This window comes from Agromyces sp. Root81, from assembly GCF_001429165.1.
GTDB lineage: Bacteria > Actinomycetota > Actinomycetes > Actinomycetales > Microbacteriaceae > Agromyces.
Window position 1 is genome coordinate 1 of sequence record NZ_LMIR01000004.1, and the last position, 18,938, is coordinate 18,938.

The following is an 18,938-nucleotide window of genomic DNA, read 5'->3' on the forward strand; positions in this document are numbered from 1 at the left end:
TCAATAATTTGGCATTGAACATAGTGCACGCTGTTGAGTTCTCAAGGAACGGACGCACCCGACACACAACCCTCAACGGATCGAGCAGCCGGAGCAATTTCGTTCTCATCCGGCCATCCAAAAGGACGCATCCGAACGCTTCAAACACAAGAAGACGATGTCATCAAGGTTTGGGATCTTCGTGCCACTTGAGGAGGAGAACCAGACGCTTTCTCAGCAGTCCCGCTCTTCCGCTCCTGTGGGGCAACGAGTGATTACATTACGGGGAATCCGACAACCACGCAAACTCCACCAACATCCCGGGCGTGTCGCACCACAAAGCCCCGAAACACCGGGAGCCCCGGCCTCCCACCGAAGTGAGCGACCGAGGCCCCGGAACGCCGTTCCCAGCAACTATTCGACGAAGACACCTGCAAGCGTCTTCTTGCCACGACGAAGCACCGCCATACCGCCGGCACCAACACGACCACCAAGCGTCGCCGCCTCATCGTCGATGCGCACGTTGTCGAGCGACACTCCCCCTTGGGCGATGGCGCGCCGGCCCTCGCTCTGGCTCGAGACCAGCCCGGTGTCGACGAGGAGCTGGATGATCGAGGCATCCGTCGTCGCGGTGGTGTTCGGGAGTTCGCGAAGCGCGGCCTCGAGCGTCGTGCGGTCGAGGCCGGCGAGATCGCCCTGCCCGAACAGCGCGCGCGATGCGGCGATCACGGCTTCCGTGGCATCCGCACCATGCACCAGGGTGGTCACCTCGGTGGCGAGCACTCGCTGCGCCTCGCGCTTGAACGGCTCGGTCGCGACGAGCGCTTCGAGCTGCTCGATGCGCTCCCGGCCGAGGAACGTGAAGATCTTCAGCCGCGAGATGACATCGGCATCGTCGGTGTTGAGCCAGAACTGGTAGAACGCGTACGGGCTGCACATCGCGGGATCCAGCCAGATCGCGTTGCCCTCGCTCTTGCCGAACTTCGTGCCGTCGGAGTTCGTGACGAGCGGCGTGCCGATGGCATGCACGCTCGCGCCCTCGACGCGGTGGATGAGATCCGTGCCGCTCGTGAGGTTGCCCCACTGGTCGCTGCCGCCCGTCTGCAGCGCGCAGCCGTACTGACGGTAGAGCTCGAGGTAGTCGAAGCCCTGCAGGATCTGGTAGCTGAACTCGGTGTAGCTGATGCCGGCGTCGGAGTTGAGGCGCGAGGCCACCGCGTCCTTCTTCAGCATCGTGCCGACGCGGTAGTGCTTGCCGATCTCGCGCAGGAAGTCGATGGCGGAGAGCCCGCCGGTCCAGTCGAGGTTGTTGACGAGCCGAACCGCGTTCTCGCCCTCGCCCGAGAGGAACCTCGAGACCTGCCCTTGCAGGTACCCGACCCACTCGGCGACGGTCTCCTTCGTGTTCAGCGTGCGCTCCGCCGTGGGCCGCGGATCGCCGATCAGGCCGGTGGATCCGCCGACGAGGCCGAGCGGCTTGTGGCCGGCGAGCTGGATGCGACGCATCGTGAGGAGCTGCACGAGGTTGCCGAGGTGCAGACTCGGCGCGGTGGGGTCGAACCCGCAGTAATACGTGATCGGCTCGCCCGCGAGCAGCTCTTTCAGCGCAGCCTGGTCGGTCGACACATGCACGAGGCCGCGCCAGACGAGCTCCTCCCAGACGTCCGCGAAGGAGGCGTCGTTCTGCTGGGTGCTGAGGATCATCGGGTCTGACACTCCGTCAGAGTATCAGCGAGTGGATTAGGTTCCATCTCTAACCCGATCGTGATTAAGGATGTATGCTTATTCACGCCTCGATAAAGTCTGCACACTGAAGGAGCTGACATGATCGTCGTCACGGCCGACCAGGTCTCCAGTCGCACGCAAGCCGATCTCGCCGGCGCCGAGCGCGACCGGATCCAGCGCGAACACGGCGCGAGGCTCCTGCTGCCGGTCGCCCGCAACGCGGGTGACGAGATCCAGCTGCTCACCCGCGACGCCCGGACCGTCGTCGAGGTCGTGTTCGAACTCACCCGCGACGGCGCGTGGAGCGTCGGCATCGGCTGCGGCGAGGTGCGCACTCCCCTGCCGAGCGACATCCGAGAGGCGAGCGGCGAGGCGTTCTTCGCCGCCCGCGATGCGGTCGAGCGGGCCAAGAAGAGTTCGCCGCGCCTCGCGGTCGAGGCAGCGCACGACGACGCCGCGCACGTCGAAGCCCTGTTCAAGCTCGCCCTCCTCCTCCGCGAGCGCCGGTCCGACCAGGGCTGGGAGGTCTACGACCGCATCGTCGCAGGTGCCATGCAGTCGGAGATCGCCGACGAACTCGGAGTGAGCGCGCCGGCGATCAGCTCGCGCATGAAATCGGCCAATATCCGTGCAGAGCTCGACGCCGTGCCGGCGCTCGCTAGGCTGCTCGAGAACCTCGACAGCTCGACGGGAGCCCGCGCATGATCCACTTCGACGTCATCGCCGACGCCATCACCTGGTCGGCTCTCGTGATCTCGCTGGTCGCCGCGGCGGCGCTCTCGGTGCTCGCATACCTGCGCCCGCGCCGCGCGTACATCTGGTTCGCCGCAGGCGCCCTCGGCGTGGCACTGCTCGCGGCGGCATCGGCGGGCGAACCCGCGCAGTTCGGCCTGGCCCCGCTCATCACGGTGCTCGGCCTCACCGTCGCCGTCTTCGGCGGCAGCCCGGCCGCCGCCACCGCGCTCGACCTCGCGATGGGCGGCACCGTGGCACCGGGCCTCCACGGCGGCATCATCGTCGCCGAGAAGCGCTCGGCCGACGAGGAGCACCGCGGCGTGCAGTCGACCGCCAAGCGCGAGGTGCTGCGCGGCGGACTCACGATCGGCGTGCTCGAACGCCTCGCCTCGGCGGGCGCCATCATCGCCGGCTTCCCCGAGGCGCTCGCGATCGTGGTCGCCGTCAAGGGCGTCGGCCGCTTCACCGAACTCGAGGCGCCCGAAGCGCGCGAACGCTTCATCATCGGCACCTTCGCGAGCCTCATCTGGGCGTGTGCCGGCGCACTCGTCGTGCACCTCGCGCTGCGCTGAGTCATCTCGCGCCGCACTGACCAGCGACCATGCCCTGACCGGCATCGAGGGCAGCGGATGCCACGTGGTGGCCGCGGTCACTCCGCTGCGAGCTTGTGCCGCCGATACGGCGAGACGCCCTCGTCACCGGGCAGCCAGAACCGCCACGGATACTGCAAACCACCGCCCGCGCCGCCGACGCCCGTGCGCGGGCCGCTCGCGGCATGGAGCGGCGCCTGCAGCACCTGCAGGGTGAACGGCCGTGCGAGCAGGTCGCTGCCGCCCGCGTCGAGCGGCACTCCGAGCGCCTTCGCGAGCCGGCCCGGCCCCCTCGCGAGGTCGCGATCGTTCACGCCGGGACGACGGCGCCTCGCCAGGTCGAGTCCGTCGACGACCGTGGCCCCGCGCATGAGCACGCCCGACGAGGAGCCCTCGGGTCGCGCGACGATGTTCAGGCAGACGTGCATGCCGTAGCTGAAGTACGCGTAGAGGTGCCCGGGCTCGCCGAACATCACCGCATTGCGCGGCGTGCGACCCCGGAACGCGTGCGAGCCGGGGTCCTCGCCGAGGCCACGGTACGCCTCGAGCTCCGACAGACGGATCGACACCCGCCCGTCGGGCGCGTCGTAGCCCAGCACCGCTCCGAGGAGGAGCGGTGCCAGCACCACGGGGTCCTGCTCGAAGAACTCCCGGCCGGGGGTGACGAGTCCGCTCAGCTGCGCGCCTCCGGAAGGCCCGCCACGAGGTGGCGAACGCGATCTGCGAGGCGGGAGAACTGCTCGGCGACCCGCACGGGGGCGGTGCCGCCGATGCCGTCGCGGCTCGCGACCGATCCCTCGACCGTGAGCACCTCGCGCACGTCGGGCGTCAGGTGCGGCGAGATCGCCGCGAGCGCGGCATCGTCGACGGCGTCGAGCTCGAGCCCGTGCTCCTCGGCGTACCGCACGAGCGAACCGGTGATCTCATGGGCATCGCGGAACGGCACCCGGCGCTTCACGAGCCACTCCGCGACATCCGTCGCCAGCGAGAAGCCGGCCGGCGCGAGCTCGGCCATGCGCTCGGTGTGAAAGGTGAGCGTCGCGACCATGCCGGTGTATGCCGGCAGCAGCACCTCGAGCGTCTCGACGGAGTCGAAGACGGGCTCCTTGTCCTCCTGCAGGTCACGGTTGTAGGCGAGCGGCAGGGCCTTCAGGGTCGCGAGCAGGCCCGTGAGGTTGCCGATGAGTCGGCCGGACTTGCCGCGCGCGAGCTCGGCGATGTCGGGGTTCTTCTTCTGCGGCATGATCGACGACCCGGTCGAGTAGCCGTCGTGGAGCGTGACGAAGCCGAACTCGCGGGTGTTCCAGAGGATGATCTCCTCGGCGAAGCGCGACAGGTCGATGCCGATCATCGCCGTGATGAAGGCGAACTCGGCGACGACATCGCGGCTCGCGGTGCCGTCGATCGAGTTCTCGGCGGGGCTCGCGAGGCCGAGGTCGCGGGCGACGGATGCCGCGTCGAGACCGAGCGTCGAACCCGCGAGCGCTCCCCCGCCGTAGGGCGAGACATCCGCTCGCTTCGTCCAGTCGACGAGGCGTTCGAGGTCGCGCGACAGCGCCCAGGCGTGCGCGAGCAGGTGGTGCGCGAGCAGCACCGGCTGGGCGTGCTGGAGGTGCGTGCGCCCAGGCATGATCGCCGTGCGGTGGGCGTCGGCCTGCGCGGCCAGCGCGTCGATGAGGTGCACGAGATCGCGGCCGATGGTCGCGGCGTGGTCCTTCAGGTACAGGCGCACGAGCGTGGCGATCTGGTCGTTGCGACTGCGCCCCGCGCGGAGCTTGCCGCCGAGTTCGGGGCCGACGATGGCGATCAGCGCGGACTCGAGCGCGCCGTGCACGTCTTCGTCGGCCTCACCGGCGACGATCTCACCCGAGACGACGCGGGCTTCGAGCGTGTCGAGGCCGGCGAGCATGGCGTCGAGCTCGTCCGCCTCGAGGTATCCGGCCGCGGCGAGCGCACGGGCGTGCGCCCGGGAACCCGCGAGGTCGTAGCCCGCGAGCTGCCAGTCGAAATGCGTCGACTTCGAGAGCCGCTGCAGTTCGGGCGAAGGCCCTGATGCGAAGCGTGCGCCCCAGAGCGAGCCTTCGTTGGTGCCGTGCGCCTCGGTCGTGCCGTCGGTGGCGTCGCTGCCTGTCATGTCGCTCATCAGGCGTCCTTCCTCGCGAGCAGCCAGACGAGCAGTGCCTTCTGCGCGTGCAGTCGGTTCTCGGCCTCGTCCCAGATGATCGACTGCGGGCCGTCGATGACGTCGGCGCTGACCTCGTAGCCGCGGTCGGCGGGCAGGCAGTGCATGAACACCGCATCGGATGCCGCGAGCGACATGAGTTCCGCGTCGACCTGGTAGCCGCCGAAGGTGGCGACGCGATGCGCCTTCTCCTCCTCCTTGCCCATCGACACCCAGGTGTCGGTCACGACGACGTCGGCACCGGTCACGGACTCGCGCGCGTCGGTGACGACGGCGACGGAGCCCCCGGTCGTCGCGGCGATGCGCTCGGCATCGGCGACGACGGATGCCTCGGGGGCGAACTCCGCCGGAGCGGCGATGCGCACGTGCATGCCCGCGGTCGCGCCGGCGAGCAGGTACGACTGCGCCATGTTGCTGCGGCCGTCGCCGAGGAAGGTGACCGTGAGTCCGGCGAGCCGGCCCTTGTGCTCGCGGATCGTGAGCAGGTCGGCGAGCAGTTGGCACGGGTGGAAGTCGTCGGAGAGCGCGTTGACGACGGGAACGGTCGTGCCGGCCGCCATCTCTTCGAGCCCGGACTGCGCGTAGGTGCGCCAGACGATCGCGGAGACCATGCGCTCGAGCACGCGTGCGGTGTCGGAGGGCGTCTCCTTGCCGCCGAGCTGGCTGTTCGCGGTCGAGATGATGAGCGGGGAGCCGCCGAGGTCGGCGATGCCGACGGCGAACGAGACGCGCGTGCGCGTGGACGACTTGTCGAAGATCACGGCGACCGTCTGCGGGCCGGCGAGCGGGGTCTGCGACCAGCGGTCGGCCTTCAGCTGTTCGGCGAGGTCGAGGATCTCGGTCTGCTCGGCCTGGGTGAGGTCGTCGTCACGGAGGAAGTGGCGGGTCATGGATGTGGTCCGTTCGTGGAGGTCGGTCGGGTCAGTACGGGTGAGCATCGGCGAGGGCACGCGCGAAGCGCACCTCGAACTCGTCGATCTCGGCGTCGCCGATGATGAGCGGCGGCGCGATGCGGATGGTGGTGTCGTTCGCGGCGTTCACGATCAGGCCGTGGCTCATCGCGTGTGCGACGACATCACCGGCGACCGGATGGGTGAGGGCGACGCCGATGAGGAGGCCGCGGCCGCGCGTGCCTGCGACGAGCGGGGAGCCCATCGCCTCGATGCGGTGCCGCAGCTGCGGGCCGCGCACGGCGGCGTTCTCGACGAGGCCGGCACGCTCGATCTCGCCGAGGACGGCGTTCGAGACCGCGGTCGCGAGCGGATTGCCGCCGAACGTCGAGCCGTGCTGGCCCTTCTGGTAGAGCCCGGAGGCGTGGCCGAACGTCACGAGACCGCCGATCGGCATGCCGCCGCCGATGCCCTTGGCGACGGTGATCGCGTCGGGCGTGATGCCGTCGTGCTGGAAGCCGAACCACTCGCCGGTGCGCCCGGCGCCGGTCTGGATCTCGTCGACGATGAGCAGCGCCCCGTGGCGGAGCGTCAGCTCGCGTGCCGCCTCGAGGAAGCCCTCCGGCAGCTCGACGACACCGGCCTCGCCCTGGATGGGCTCGACGAAGACGGCCGCGACCGCGTCGTCGATGGATGCCTCGAGCGCCGCGATCGTCGCCGGGATGTGTTCCACTCCCCCGGCCATCGGCTCGAACGGCGCCCGCATGTGCGGCTTGCCGGTGAGGGCGAGCGAGCCCATCGTGCGCCCGTGGAAGGCGTCGACGAGAGCGATCACGCGCGTGCGCGCACCGCCCGAGTTGTTCAGCCGGGCGAGCTTGAACGCGGCCTCGTTGGCCTCTGCGCCCGAGTTGCCGAACCAGGCGCGCCCCTCGGGGCCGGCACCGGCGAGCCGGACGAGCCGTTCGGCGAGCTCGAGCGCGGGCTCGGTCGTGAAGTAGTTCGACACGTGTGCGAGCTTCGATGCCTGTGCGGTCACGGCCTCGACGAACACGGGATGGGCGTGCCCGAGTGAGTTGACCGCGATGCCGGCGAGGAAGTCGAGGTACGTCGTGCCCGCGGCATCCGTCACCCAGGCGCCCGAACCGTGCTCGAGCTTCGCGAGCGGCATGCCGATGGAGCGCATGATGCGCTGGTCGAAGCGCTGCTGCCAGTCGTTCATGCGGCCACCACCTCAGTGCCGATGCCGGACTGTGTGAAGACCTCGAGCAGGATCGAGTGCGGGACGCGGCCGTCGATGATGGCGGCCTTCGCGACGCCGCCCTCGACGGCGGCGAGGCACGCAGCCATCTTCGGGATCATGCCCGACTCGAGGCTCGGCAGCAGTTCGACGAGCGAGGGCACGTCGATGACGGAGACGAGCGAGTCGCGGTTCGGCCAGTCGCGGTAGAGGCCGGCGACGTCGGTGAGGATGACGAGCTTCGCCGCACCGAGCGCGACGGCGAGTGCCGCAGCCGCGGAATCGGCGTTCACGTTGAGCGACTGCCCGGTCACATCGCCGTCGGGGGCGATCGAGGAGACGACGGGAATGCGCTCGGCAGCGAGTTCGGCGAGCACCGCGGCGGGGTCGACCGCGACGACGTCGCCGACGAGACCGAGGTCGACCTCTTCACCGTCGACGACTGCGCCGCGCCGGCGCCCGGTGAAGAGCCCGGCGTCTTCACCCGAGAGCCCGGATGCGAGCGGGCCGTGCTCGTTGATGAGCGAGACGAGCTCGCGATTGACCTGGCCCGAGAGCACCATGCGCACGACGTCCATGGTCTCGGGAGTCGTCACGCGGTAGCCGCCGCGGAACTCGCTCGGGATGCCGAGGCGCTCGAGCATCGCCGAGATCTGCGGGCCGCCGCCGTGAACGACGACGGGCTTGATGCCCGCGTAGCGCAGGTAGACCATGTCCTCCGCGAACGCGCGCTGCAGCTCGGGGCTCACCATGGCGTTGCCGCCGAACTTCACCACGATCGTCTCGCCGTGGAATCGCTTCAGCCAGGGCAGCGAATCGATGAGCACCTGCGCTTTCGCGCCGGCCTCGTTGGTGTCTTCGGCTTCTGTGTCGTCGCTCATGCTCAACTCGCGTAGGCGCTGTTCTCGTGCACGTAGTCGTGCGTGAGGTCGTTCGTAAAGATGGTGGCGGATGCCTCGCCGGCGTGCAGCTCGATGAGCACGTGCGTCGCGCGCGGCGTGAGGTCGACCTCGTCTCGAGGGGCGTCGGGACGTCCGGCGTGGCAGACGCGCACCCCGTTCATCGAGACGTCGACGAGGTACGGGTCGAACGGCGCGCTCGTGGTGCCGATCGCGGCGAGCACCCGGCCCCAGTTGGGATCGTTGCCGAAGATCGCCGCCTTGAAGAGGTTGTTGCGGGCGACCGATCGGCCGACCTCGACCGCGTCGTCTTCGGTCACCGCACCGACGACCTCGATCGCGATGTCGTGGCTCGCGCCCTCGGCGTCGGCCTGCAGCTGCAATGCGAGGTTGCGGCAGGCCTCGGTGAGGGCGGCGGTGAAGACCTCGAGGTCGGGCGTGACACCCGATGCACCCGAGGAGAGCAGCGAGACCTGGTCATTCGTCGACATGCAGCCGTCGGAGTCGAGCCGGTCGAAGGTCACGCGAGTGGCGGCGCGGAGCGCGGTGTCGAGGTCGAGCGCCGGCAACGCGGCATCCGTCGTCACGACCACCAGCATCGTCGCGAGGCCGGGGGCCAGCATGCCGGCGCCCTTCGCGATGCCGCCGATCGACCAGCCGTCGCCTTCGACGACGACCTGCTTCGGCGTGGTGTCGGTCGTCATGATGGCGCGAGCCGCGTCGTCGCCGCCGTCGGTCGAGAGTCGGGCGATCGCCGACAGCACGCCCTCTTCGAGCACCTCGCCGTCGAGCTGATCGCCGATGAGCCCCGTGGAGCAGACGAGCACGTCGCCCGCTGCGACGCCGAGGCCCGCGGCCGCGGCCTCGGCCGTGCGGTGCGTCACCTGGAAGCCCTCCGGGCCGGTGAAGCAGTTGGCGCCGCCGGAGTTCAGCACGATCGCCGAGACGATGCCGTCGGCCGCGACCTGCTTCGACCAGATGATCGGATTCGCCTGGGCGCGATTGGAGGTGAACACGACCGCCGCCTGCTGCGCCGGGCCGCGGTTCACGACGAGCGCGAGGTCGAGCGCACCCGAGCGCTTGATGCCCGCGGCGATGCCCGCCGCCTCGAATCCCTGCGGGTGGGTGACGGTCACGGGGCGACTCCGTTCACGGGAAGTCCGGTCGACTCGGTGAGGCCGAGTGCGATGTTGGCGGACTGGATGGCGGCACCGGCGGTGCCTTTCACGAGGTTGTCGACGGCGGCGACCACGACCACACGGCCGGCGTTCTCGTCGATCTGCAGGCCGAGCAGCGCCGTGTTCGCACCGAGCACGTCGGCCGTGCGCGGGAACTGGCCCTCGGGCAGGAGCTGCACGAAGCGCTCGCCGGCATAGGCGTCCTCCCACGCGGCGCGGACCGCAGCGGCATCCGTGCCCGGCACGATGCGCGCGGTCGAGGTCGCGAGGATGCCGCGCGACATCGGCACGATGACCGGCGTGAACGAGATCGTCGGATCCCCGCCGCCCGCCCAGCGCAGCGCCTGCCGGATCTCGGGGATGTGCCGGTGCACGCCGCCCACCGAGTACGGGTTCGCCGAGCCGAGGATCTCGGAGCCGAGCAGGTGCGCCTTGAGGCTCTTGCCCGCTCCCGAGGGACCGACCGCGAGCACCGAGACGATGTCGACGGCCTCGATGACGCCTGCGCGGATGCCGGGCGCGAGCGACAGCGTGACGGTCGAGGCGTTGCAGCCCGGCGCCGCGATGCGCTTGGTCTTCGCGAGCCGGTCGCGCTGCGTGCCAGACAGGCGCGGCAGCTCGGGGACGCCGTAGGTCCACGCGCCGTGGAACTCGCCGCCGTAGAACGCCGCCCAGTCGGCCTTGCTCTCGAGCCGGTGATCGGCACCGCAGTCGATCACGAGGGTCTCGGCCGGCAGCTGCGCGGCGATCGCACCGGATGCCCCGTGCGGGAGCGCGAGGAACACGATGTCGTGACCGGCGAGGTTCGCGGCCGTCGTGTCCTTCAGGGTGAGATGCGTGTAGCTGCGCAGGTGCGGCTGCACCGCGATGAGCGGCTGGCCGGCGTTGGAGTGCGCGGTCACGGTGCGCACGTCGAAATCGGGATGATCGGCGAGGAGGCGAAGGATCTCGCCTCCGGCATAGCCGGACGCGCCGGAAACGGCGACGGTGAACGTCATGGTTCCACCTTAAAGGTCGAAGCGGTCGAGGTTGGCTCCCGGCGGCGCTCGCGACCTGAAAGGTCGAAGCGGTCGAGGGATGGCTCCGGCGACACCTGCTGACGGCCTCGTTGCCGCATGCGGGGTCGCCTAGAGTCGGCGCTCGCCACGACGTCGGCTGCGCACCACGACGACACGCGAGACGCGTGCGGGGGCGGCGAACCGAGCGGCGGACATACAGCGACCCTATCCGGGGCGGGTCGTGCCGCGCAAACGCGCGGTCGCGAGGGCGGAGTCGCGGCGGCGACATGCCGTCGTCGTAGCGGCGGCATCCTGAGCCTGAGTCAACGGGGGCGGCCCAGGGTTCACCGCCGACGCGAGGAATTCGGCCATTCCGAGGGGTGGTCGGGTCTCCACCATCCTCGGGATTGCCGATCTCCTCGAAATCGCGCAGGCTCAGCGGATGCCGCAGGAGTGCTTGGCTCACATCAGAGGTGGGCTTGCCTGCGCCGCCGAAACCCGACACCCCGAACCACGAGCGGCCGACCGGCGAGTCGCGCGGCCACCGAATCGATGGCCGCGACGACGTCGCCGACGGATCGCGCCCTGGCGGTCATTCGCGGATGGTGGCCCCGAAACGGTCGTTCGCGAGCGCGGCGCCCGCGAGCTTCGCCTCGCTCGCCTCCGCAGCGGTGAGCGTGCGGTCGTCGGCGCGGAACCTGAGCGCGAACGTCAGGCTCTTCGCCCCGGCGGGCACACCCTGACCGCGGTAGTCGTCGACGAGCGCGACGTGCTCGAGCAGTTCCCCGGCACCCTCGCGGATCGCGGCGGCCGCCTCGGCCGCGGCGACCTCGACGGGCACGATGAGCGAGAGGTCCTGCGTCGCGGCGGGCATCGTGTCGATCGTTTGCGCTTCGACGGTCGGCTCGGTCAGGGCGATGACCGCGTCGAGGTCGAGCTCGACGACCGCCACGACCCGCGGCAGGTCGGCATCGGCCGCAAGGGCCGGCAGCAGTTCGCCGGCGTAGCCGACGAGCGTGCCGTCGACGCGCAGTTCGGCCGTGCGGCCGGGATGCATCGCCTGGTGCGAACCCTGCGAGATGTCGATGCGGGCACCGGTCGCGAGCTCGACCTGACGCACGACGTCGAGCGCGTCGGCGATGCCGGCGGCCACGGCGGGCTGACGCGGCTGCTTCGCCACGACATCGCCGACGATGAGCGCGCCGAGGTGGCGCGGCTGCGGCGGGATGCCGGCGTCGAGCGCTGCGAGCACCTCGTCGCTCGGCTTCTCGTTGCCGACGGGCAGCTCGAGCGAGCCGTAGGTGCGACCCGGCTCGGGCAGGAAGACCGTGCCGATCTCGAAGAGGTCGAGATCGGTGAGTCCGCGCGAGAGGTTGCGCCGTGCAGCACCGATGAGGCCGGGGACGAGCGAGCGCCGCAGGAACGGCACCGTCTGGTCGAGGGCGTTCGCGATGCGCACGGAGACCACGGGCGCGCCGTCGGCGCTGCCGAACACGGCGTTGTCGGCCTCGGAGACGAACGGGAACGAGAGCACCTCGGTCGACCCGGCCGCCGCGAGCGTGTCGGCGGTGCGCCGACGCAGCCGCTGCGAGCGGGTGAGGCCGCGGCCGGGAGGCGCGACGGGCAGCACCGAGGGGATGCGGTCGTAGCCGATCAGGCGGGCGACCTCCTCAGAGAGCTCTTCGCGACCGGTCAGGTCGGGGCGCCACGCGGGCGGCACGACGGAGAAGCCACCGTCGACGGCGGTGATCGCGCCGCCGATCTCGGCGAGTGCGTCGTGCACCTCGTCTTCGGTGTACTCGACACCGATGATCGACGAGACGAAGCCCTCGGGGAGGAAGATCGCCTCGCGCGCCGGAGCCGTCGAGATCAGGGAGCCCCCCGCATCGGCGGTGCCGCCGGCGAGGTCGACCATGAGCTGGGCGACGCGCGACACGGCCGCGGCCGCGATCTCGGGGTCGACACCGCGCTCGTAGCGCTTGGCCGCCTCGCTCGGGAGCTTGTGGCGACGTGCGGTGCGCGCGATCGACACCGGGTCCCAGTTGGCAGCTTCGACGAGCACGTTGCGCGTCTCGTCGCCCATCTCGGTCTCGGCACCGCCCATGACGCCGCCGAGGCCGATCGGCCCGCGGTCGTCGGTGACGACGAGGTCCTCGACGTGGAGCGTGCGCTCCTTGCCGTCGAGTGTGGTGAACTTCTCGCCGGCCGTCGCGCGCCGCACGACGATGCCGCCGCGGAGCTGGTCGAGGTCGTAGCCGTGGATCGGCTGGCCGAGTTCGAGCATGACGTAGTTGGTGATGTCGACGAGTACCGAGATCGAGCGGATGCCGGCGAGCTTCAGCCGCGCGATCATCCACGCCGGCGTCGGGCGGGCGGCGTCGACGTCGCGCACGATGCGCGTGGCGAAGACGGCGGAGCCGACCTTGCCGCGAATCGGAGCCGCGTCGTCGATCACGACGGAGAACACGGCGGCCGAGCCGGGTCCGGTGGGCACAGGCGCCGGCGCCGACTGCTCGACCGGGTCGCGGAAGCGCGCCCCCGTGGCGTGGGCGTACTCGCGCGCGACACCGCGGATCGAGAAGGCGTAGCCGCGGTCGGGCGTGACGTTGATCTCGATGGCGGCATCGTCGAGGCCGAGCAGCGCGATCGCGTCGGTGCCGACGGGCGCGTCGACGCCGAGGGTCGAGAGGCGCAGGATGCCGTCGTGGTCCTCGCCGAGGCCGAGCTCGCGCGCCGAGGCGATCATGCCGTCGGAGACGTGCCCGTAGGTCTTGCGGGCGGCGATCGGGAACGGACCGGGCAGCACGGCGCCCGGCAGCGTCACGACGACCTTGTCGCCCACGAAGAAGTTGCGGGCGCCGCAGACGATGCCGTGCACGGCTTCGCCGCCGTCGGCCGCCGTCTGTCCTTCAGGGGCGACGCGCACCTGGCACCAGCGGATGGTCTTGCCGTTGGACTGCGGCTCCTCGACGAACTCGAGCACCTCGCCCACGACGATCGGACCCTCGAGGTCGAACGTGTGCACGTCCTCCTCTTCGAGACCGACCTTGACGAGGGCGGCGTGCACGTCTTCGGGCGTCGTGCCCGGCACGAGTTCGACGTACTCGGCGAGCCAGCTCAGTGGAACCCGCATGTCTTAGACCACCATTCCGAACTGCTGGGAGAAGCGGATGTCTCCCTCGACCATTTCGCGCATGTCCTGCACGTCGTTGCGGAGCATGAGCCCGCGCTCGATACCCATGCCGAAGGCGAACCCGGTGTAGACCTCGGGGTCGATGCCGGCGGCCTTCAGCACGTTGGGGTGCATCATGCCGCAGCCGCCCCACTCGATCCAGCGCGCGCCGCCCTTGAAGGTCGGGTGCCAGAAGTCGAGCTCGGCCGACGGCTCCGTGAAGGGGAAGAAGCTCGGGCGCAGGCGGATCTTCGCCTCGTCGCCGAAGATCGACTTCACGAAGTGATCGAGGGTGCCCCTGAGGTGCGCCATCGTGAGGCCCTTGTCGACGGCGACGCCCTCGAACTGCATGAAGACCGGCAGGTGCGTGGCATCGAACTCGTCGGTGCGGTACACGCGGCCCGGTGCGAGCACGTACAGCGGCAGCTCGCGCTCGAGCATCGAGCGGATCTGCACGGGGCTCGTGTGCGTGCGCAGCACGAGGTGCGACTCGGGCGGGTCGACGAAGAAGGTGTCCTGCATGGCGCGCGCCGGGTGGTCGGCGTCGAAGTTCAGCGCGTCGAAGTTGAACCACTCGCTCTCGACCTCCGGGCCTTCGGCGATCTCCCAGCCCATGCCGGTGAAGACGTCGCACACCCGGTCCTGCAGGAGCGAGAGCGGATGCCGCGAGCCCGGCCGGTACCGCGAGGCGAGTGCCGTGACGTCCACCGTCTCGGCGGCGAGCTGCGCGGCGGCCTCGGCCTCGACGATCTCGGCCTCGCGCGCGGCGAACGCCTGGTTCACCCGGCCGCGTGCGCCGCCGACGAGCTTGCCGAGTGCGGCCTTCTGCTCGTTCGGGACGTTGCGCAGTTCGGCGTTCAGGAGCGCGAGGGCGGACTTGTCGCCGGTGTGCTCGGTGCGGACCTGTTTCAGCGCGGCGGAGTCGCCGGCCGACGCGATGGCCGCGAGGGCTGCGTCGACCGCCGCTTGGACGGCGCTCTCGGTGATTTCACGGGGCTCGGACACGAAGACCGAGTCTAGTCGTCCCCGGTGCCGAGCTCGGGCTCGGCGGGCATTCCCACTGCGTCAGAGGCTGCCCGGCTGCACGTACGACTGCTTCGCCGCTGCAGACGCCTGCACGACGAGCAGACCCTGAGTGGGGTCGACCGGCTGGCCGCCCTTCGGGCCACGCCGCCCGCCCCCGCCACTCGCCGTGCGCCGTGAGAGCCAGCGCGCGAACCACGACAGCGAGAGGTTGATGACGAGGTAGACGACCAGCGTCACGAAGAAGAGCGAGAAGAGGTAGCGGTTGCCGTAGAACGCCGAGAGGTTGTACATCGTCGTGCGGATGAGCTCGTTGTACCCGACGATGAAGCCGAGCGCCGTGTCCTTCAGCAGCACGACCAGCTGCGCGACGATGATCGGCAGCATCTGCCGGAACGCCTGCGGGAACTCGATGAGCATCTTGGACTGCATCTCACGCATGCCGACGCTCAACGCGGCTTCACGCTGGCCCCGGGGCAGCGACGCGAGGCCGGCTCGCAGCGCCTCGCCGATGATCGCACCGTTGTACAACGCGAGCGCGCTGACGACGGCCCAGTACTGTCCGGTCGAGGCGACCAACAGGATGAAGAGCATCATGAGCAGCACCGGCATGCCCCGGATGAATTCGAGCAGCACGGCGGTCGGCACACGCACCCAGGCGATCGTCGAGCTGCGCAGCAGGGAGAACACGACGCCGAGGATGAGTGCGAGCACCGCGGCGACCGCCGCCGCCTGCAGCGTTCGGGTGATGCCCCCGACGATCGCGCCCCACACCGCCGGATTCGCGTAGATGTCCCAACGCGTCGGATCGAACTGTCCGGGAAGGACGAGGCCGCCCGACGCCTCGCGCGGTGCGGCGAGCATGCTGATGACCCAGACGAGGCCGCCGAGCACCAGGACTCCGGCGATGATCGAGATGATGAGCGAGCGGCGGCGGGCCCGAGGTCCGGGCGCGTCGAACAGGACGTTGGCTCCGGTCATCGCGCGACCACCCACTTCTTCTCGAGCTGCACGGCGAGGAGGCCGAGCGGAATGGTGATGGCGAGGTAGAACATCGCGACGCCGACGAGGATGGCGATGACCGCGTCGCCGTTCGCGTTCGCGAGTTCCTTGCCGATCGTGAAGAGCTCGGCGACGAAGAAGCCGCCCGCGACCGACGTGTTCTTCGTGAGGGCGATGAAGACGTTGATCAGCGGGGGCACCGTCATGCGGAACGCCTGCGGCAGGATGATGAGCCCGACCGACTGGGAGAATCCGAATCCGAGGCTGCGGGCGGCCTCGGCCTGCCCCACCGGTACGCCGTTGATGCCGGATCGCAGTGCTTCGGCGACGAACGGCGACGTGTAATAGGAGAGCCCGATGATCGCGAGGATCATGTAGTCGAGGTCGACCCCGAAGTACGGGAGGATGAACGCGCAGAAGAACAGCACCAGCGTCAGCGGCGTGTTCCGCGCGAGTTCGGTGTAGGCGGTCGCGAACCAACGCAGCGAGGCGATCGGCGAGATCCGCATGGCGGCGACGATCGTGCCGAACAGCAGCGAGAGCAATCCCGAGGCGGCCAGCAGCGTCAGCGTCTTGCTGAATCCGTCGAGGTACCTCGGAAGATTGTCGATGACGACGTCCACGCACGTCCCTTCGTCGTTCGGTGGAGACGGACGCGGTCCGGGCGGATCGCCCGGACCGCGCACCGATCAGTAGCGGTCGACTGCCGGCGGCTCGACGTAGGGAAGCACGGCGCCGGCCGTGGAGTTCCACGCCTCCTCGTAGCGGCCGTCCTCGTACGCCTCTTCGAGCACGTCGTTGATCCAGTCACGGAACTCGGTGTCCTCGAGCGCGAGCCCGATACCGTACGGCTCCTCGGTGAACGGCTCTCCGACGACCTTGAACTCGCCTTCGTTCTGGGCCGCGAGACCCGCGAGGATGACGTTGTCGGTCGACACCGCGACGACCTGCCCGCTGCGCAGCGGCTCGAGGCAGTTCGAGTAGGTGTCGGTGAGGAACGGAACCGCACCGATCTCGGTGAGCTTCGCGGCCGGGGTCGAACCCGTCACGGAGCAGACCGGCTGACCGACGAGGTCTTCCTCGCTCTTGATGTCGTCGTTGTCGGCGAGCACGAGGATCGACTGACCGGCCATGTAGTACGGGCCGGCGAAGGAGACGACTTCCTTGCGCTTGTCGTTGATCGTGTAGGTGGCGACGACGAAGTCGACCTCGCCGTTCTGGATGAACGGCTCCCGGTTCGCTGAGACCGTCTCGACCCACTCGATGTTCTCTTCATCGATGCCGAGTTCGCTCGCGATGATCTTCGCGATCTCGACGTCGAACCCGACTGGGCTGTTGGTGTTCGGGTCGAGCAGGCCGAAGAGCGGCTGGTCGAACTTCGTGCCGATCGTGACCTCGCCCGCCTCGGCGAGCGTCGCCATCGTGGTGCCGGCCTCGAACGTGGGGGCGGGCTCGGCCGAGGGCTCCTCCGCACCGCCACCGTCACCGCCGGCGCAACCGGCAAGTGCGAGCGCCGACACCGCGGCCGCCGCGACGAGTGCGATTCTCATGCGTTTCATGTCTCTGCCTCTTCTCCTGTGTGGTGGTTCCTCGCCGCTCGTGGCAGCGCAGGTCTAGTGCTCGAGGATCTTCGAGAGGAAGTCCTTCGCACGGTCGGTCTGCGGGTTGTCGAAGAACTCGGCGGGTGCGGCCTCTTCGACGATCTTCCCGTCGGCCATGAAGAGCACCCGGTCGGCCGCCTTGCGGGCGAAGCCCATCTCGTGCGTGACGACGATCATCGTCATGCCGTCCTTCGCGAGGCCGACCATGACGTCGAGCACCTCGTTGATCATCTCGGGGTCGAGGGCGCTCGTCGGCTCGTCGAGGAGGATGAGCTTCGGGTTCATGGCGAGCGATCGCGCGATCGCGACGCGCTGCTGCTGACCGCCCGAGAGCTGGGCCGGCATCTTGTTCGCCTGGTTCGCCACGCCGACCCGCTCGAGCAGCTCCATCGCCTTCGACTCGGCGTCTTTGCGCGACATCCGCTTCACCCGGATCGGCGCGATCGTGATGTTCTCGAGCACGGTCTTGTGCGCGAACAGGTTGAACGACTGGAAGACCATGCCGACGTCGGCGCGAAGCTTCGCGAGCGCGGCACCCTCTTCGGGCAGCCGCTCGCCGTCGATCGAGATCGTGCCCGAGTCGATGGTCTCGAGCCGGTTGATCGCTCGGCAGAGCGTGGACTTGCCCGAGCCGCTCGGACCGATGACGACGACGACCTCGCCGCGGTTCACGACCGTGTTGATGTCGTTGAGCACGTGCAGCTCGCCGAAGTGCTTCTCGACGTGGTCGATGACCACGAGCGGCTCGCCGCGACGCACCGAGATGTTCGAGGTCGGCGGGGCAGGCTGCGTTGGCTCCATAACCCCCAAGTTAGGGCCAGCAACGGCCGGGCGACAAGGAGTTGGGCAGTGGTTACCTAACCGTGATCAGCAGTGCGCTGGGCGAAGGCGCTCTCGTACAGGCAGACGGATGCCGCGGTCGCGAGGTTCATCGACTCCGCATGCCCGTAGATCGGCACCGTGACGACCCGGTCGGCGAGCTCGAGCTGCTCGTCGGGCAGGCCCCGCGCCTCGTTGCCGAACAGCCATGCCGTCGGCCCGGCGAGCACGCCGTCGTTGCGGGCGGACAGCAGGTCGTCGCCCTTCACGTCGGCCGCGAGCACGGTGAGGCCGGCGGCGCGGGCGCGCACGAGCACGTCCTCGAGTTCTGCGCCGATGGCGACGGGGAGGTGGAAGATCGACCCCGTCGAGGAGCGGACGACCTTCGGGTTGTAGAGGTCGACGGTGCGACCGGTGAAGATGACCGCGTCGGCGCCCGCTGCATCGGCGGCGCGCACGATGGTGCCGGCGTTGCCGGGGTCGCGCACCTCTTCGAGGATGGCGACGAGCTTCGGCTTCGCGGCGAACACGTCTTTCACCGCGGTCGGGAACTGGCGGCAGATCGCGATGAAGCCCTGCGGCGTCACGGTGTCGGCCATCGAGTCGAGCACCTCTTCGGTGACGTATTCGATTTCGACGTCGGCCGAGGCGGCGGCCTCGACGATCTCGGCGTGCCGCTCGAGGGCGGTCGGCGTCGCGAACAGCTCGACGACGAGCTGAGGGCGGAAGGTCAGCGCCTCGGCGACGGCCTGCGGGCCTTCGAGCAGGAACAGCCCGCTGTCGACACGTGCCGCCTTCTTGGCGAGCTTCGCAACGGCGCGGACACGCGGCGAACGGGGATTCTCGAGCATGGTCCCAGTCTATTGCCGGGATGCGGAACGGCCCGGCACGCCCCGCTCGTTCGAGCA

17 protein-coding genes are annotated in these 18,938 nt (G+C 69.6%); 2 read left to right on the top strand and 15 right to left on the bottom strand.

The features are described 5' to 3' along the window. Positions 1 to 393: 393 nt before the first annotated feature. A complete protein-coding gene (gene tyrS / locus ASE14_RS16845) occupies positions 394 to 1,683 on the bottom strand; it encodes a tyrosine--tRNA ligase (RefSeq protein ID WP_056657834.1) in 1,290 nt (429 codons plus the stop codon). Positions 1,684 to 1,803: 120 nt separating this feature from the next. Here tyrS and ASE14_RS16850 point away from each other — a divergent pair, with 120 nt between their 5' ends. Beyond that, the gene (locus ASE14_RS16850) at positions 1,804 to 2,409 is read left to right on the top strand and encodes a hypothetical protein (RefSeq protein ID WP_056657839.1); all 606 of its coding nucleotides are present in this window, start codon (positions 1,804 to 1,806) and stop codon (positions 2,407 to 2,409) included. Next, positions 2,406 to 3,011 (top strand): hypothetical protein, encoded by a 606-nt coding sequence (locus tag ASE14_RS21295; protein ID WP_056657842.1) that lies wholly within the window; start codon positions 2,406 to 2,408, stop codon positions 3,009 to 3,011. Before ASE14_RS16850 ends, ASE14_RS21295 begins: the two co-directional genes overlap by 4 nt. Positions 3,012 to 3,088: 77 nt before the next feature. Here ASE14_RS21295 and ASE14_RS16860 read toward each other — a convergent pair whose 3' ends face one another. The 14 genes from ASE14_RS16860 to ASE14_RS16925 all read right to left on the bottom strand — a co-directional run bounded on the left by ASE14_RS16860 (position 3,089) and on the right by ASE14_RS16925 (position 18,881). After that, a complete protein-coding gene (locus ASE14_RS16860) occupies positions 3,089 to 3,706 on the bottom strand; it encodes a DNA-3-methyladenine glycosylase (protein WP_056657845.1) in 618 nt (205 codons plus the stop codon). Further along, positions 3,703 to 5,163: an argininosuccinate lyase gene (argH, locus tag ASE14_RS16865; protein ID WP_056659154.1), complete on the bottom strand. Its 1,461-nt coding sequence runs from the start codon at positions 5,161 to 5,163 to the stop codon at positions 3,703 to 3,705. Before argH ends, ASE14_RS16860 begins: the two co-directional genes overlap by 4 nt. A gap of 8 nt (positions 5,164 to 5,171) precedes the next feature. Then, positions 5,172 to 6,101, bottom strand: coding sequence for an ornithine carbamoyltransferase (gene argF / locus ASE14_RS16870; RefSeq protein WP_056657847.1), 930 nt, complete (start codon positions 6,099 to 6,101; stop codon positions 5,172 to 5,174). 31 nt (positions 6,102 to 6,132) lie between these two features. After that, positions 6,133 to 7,320 carry an acetylornithine transaminase gene (locus ASE14_RS16875; protein ID WP_056657850.1) on the bottom strand — a complete coding sequence of 396 codons (1,188 nt, stop codon included), beginning with the start codon at positions 7,318 to 7,320 and terminating at the stop codon, positions 6,133 to 6,135. Further along, positions 7,317 to 8,219, bottom strand: coding sequence for an acetylglutamate kinase (gene argB / locus ASE14_RS16880; protein WP_056657854.1), 903 nt, complete (start codon positions 8,217 to 8,219; stop codon positions 7,317 to 7,319). The genes ASE14_RS16875 and argB overlap by 4 nt, the downstream gene beginning before the upstream one ends. 2 nt (positions 8,220 to 8,221) lie before the next feature. Further along, positions 8,222 to 9,373, bottom strand: coding sequence for a bifunctional glutamate N-acetyltransferase/amino-acid acetyltransferase ArgJ (gene argJ, locus ASE14_RS16885; protein WP_056657857.1), 1,152 nt, complete (start codon positions 9,371 to 9,373; stop codon positions 8,222 to 8,224). After that, complete coding sequence (gene argC / locus ASE14_RS16890; protein WP_056657859.1) at positions 9,370 to 10,413, bottom strand: N-acetyl-gamma-glutamyl-phosphate reductase; 1,044 nt, start codon at positions 10,411 to 10,413, stop codon at positions 9,370 to 9,372. Before argC ends, argJ begins: the two co-directional genes overlap by 4 nt. Before the next feature lie 592 nt (positions 10,414 to 11,005). Continuing rightward, the gene (gene pheT / locus ASE14_RS16895) at positions 11,006 to 13,546 is read right to left on the bottom strand and encodes a phenylalanine--tRNA ligase subunit beta (RefSeq protein ID WP_056657862.1); all 2,541 of its coding nucleotides are present in this window, start codon (positions 13,544 to 13,546) and stop codon (positions 11,006 to 11,008) included. 3 nt (positions 13,547 to 13,549) lie between these two features. After that, positions 13,550 to 14,590 (bottom strand): phenylalanine--tRNA ligase subunit alpha, encoded by a 1,041-nt coding sequence (gene pheS / locus ASE14_RS16900; protein ID WP_056657865.1) that lies wholly within the window; start codon positions 14,588 to 14,590, stop codon positions 13,550 to 13,552. A gap of 60 nt (positions 14,591 to 14,650) precedes the next feature. Then, complete coding sequence (locus ASE14_RS16905) at positions 14,651 to 15,589, bottom strand: amino acid ABC transporter permease (protein WP_056657868.1); 939 nt, start codon at positions 15,587 to 15,589, stop codon at positions 14,651 to 14,653. Beyond that, positions 15,586 to 16,233: an amino acid ABC transporter permease gene (locus tag ASE14_RS16910; protein WP_056657871.1), complete on the bottom strand. Its 648-nt coding sequence runs from the start codon at positions 16,231 to 16,233 to the stop codon at positions 15,586 to 15,588. The genes ASE14_RS16905 and ASE14_RS16910 overlap by 4 nt, the downstream gene beginning before the upstream one ends. A gap of 66 nt (positions 16,234 to 16,299) precedes the next feature. Continuing rightward, a complete protein-coding gene (locus ASE14_RS16915) occupies positions 16,300 to 17,169 on the bottom strand; it encodes a glutamate ABC transporter substrate-binding protein (RefSeq protein WP_056657874.1) in 870 nt (289 codons plus the stop codon). A gap of 54 nt (positions 17,170 to 17,223) precedes the next feature. Further along, on the bottom strand, positions 17,224 to 18,012 hold the full coding sequence (locus tag ASE14_RS16920) for an amino acid ABC transporter ATP-binding protein (protein ID WP_056657879.1): 789 nt from the start codon (positions 18,010 to 18,012) through the stop codon (positions 17,224 to 17,226). 56 nt (positions 18,013 to 18,068) lie between these two features. Then, on the bottom strand, positions 18,069 to 18,881 hold the full coding sequence (locus ASE14_RS16925) for an RNA methyltransferase (RefSeq protein ID WP_056657882.1): 813 nt from the start codon (positions 18,879 to 18,881) through the stop codon (positions 18,069 to 18,071). Positions 18,882 to 18,938 lie beyond the last annotated feature (57 nt).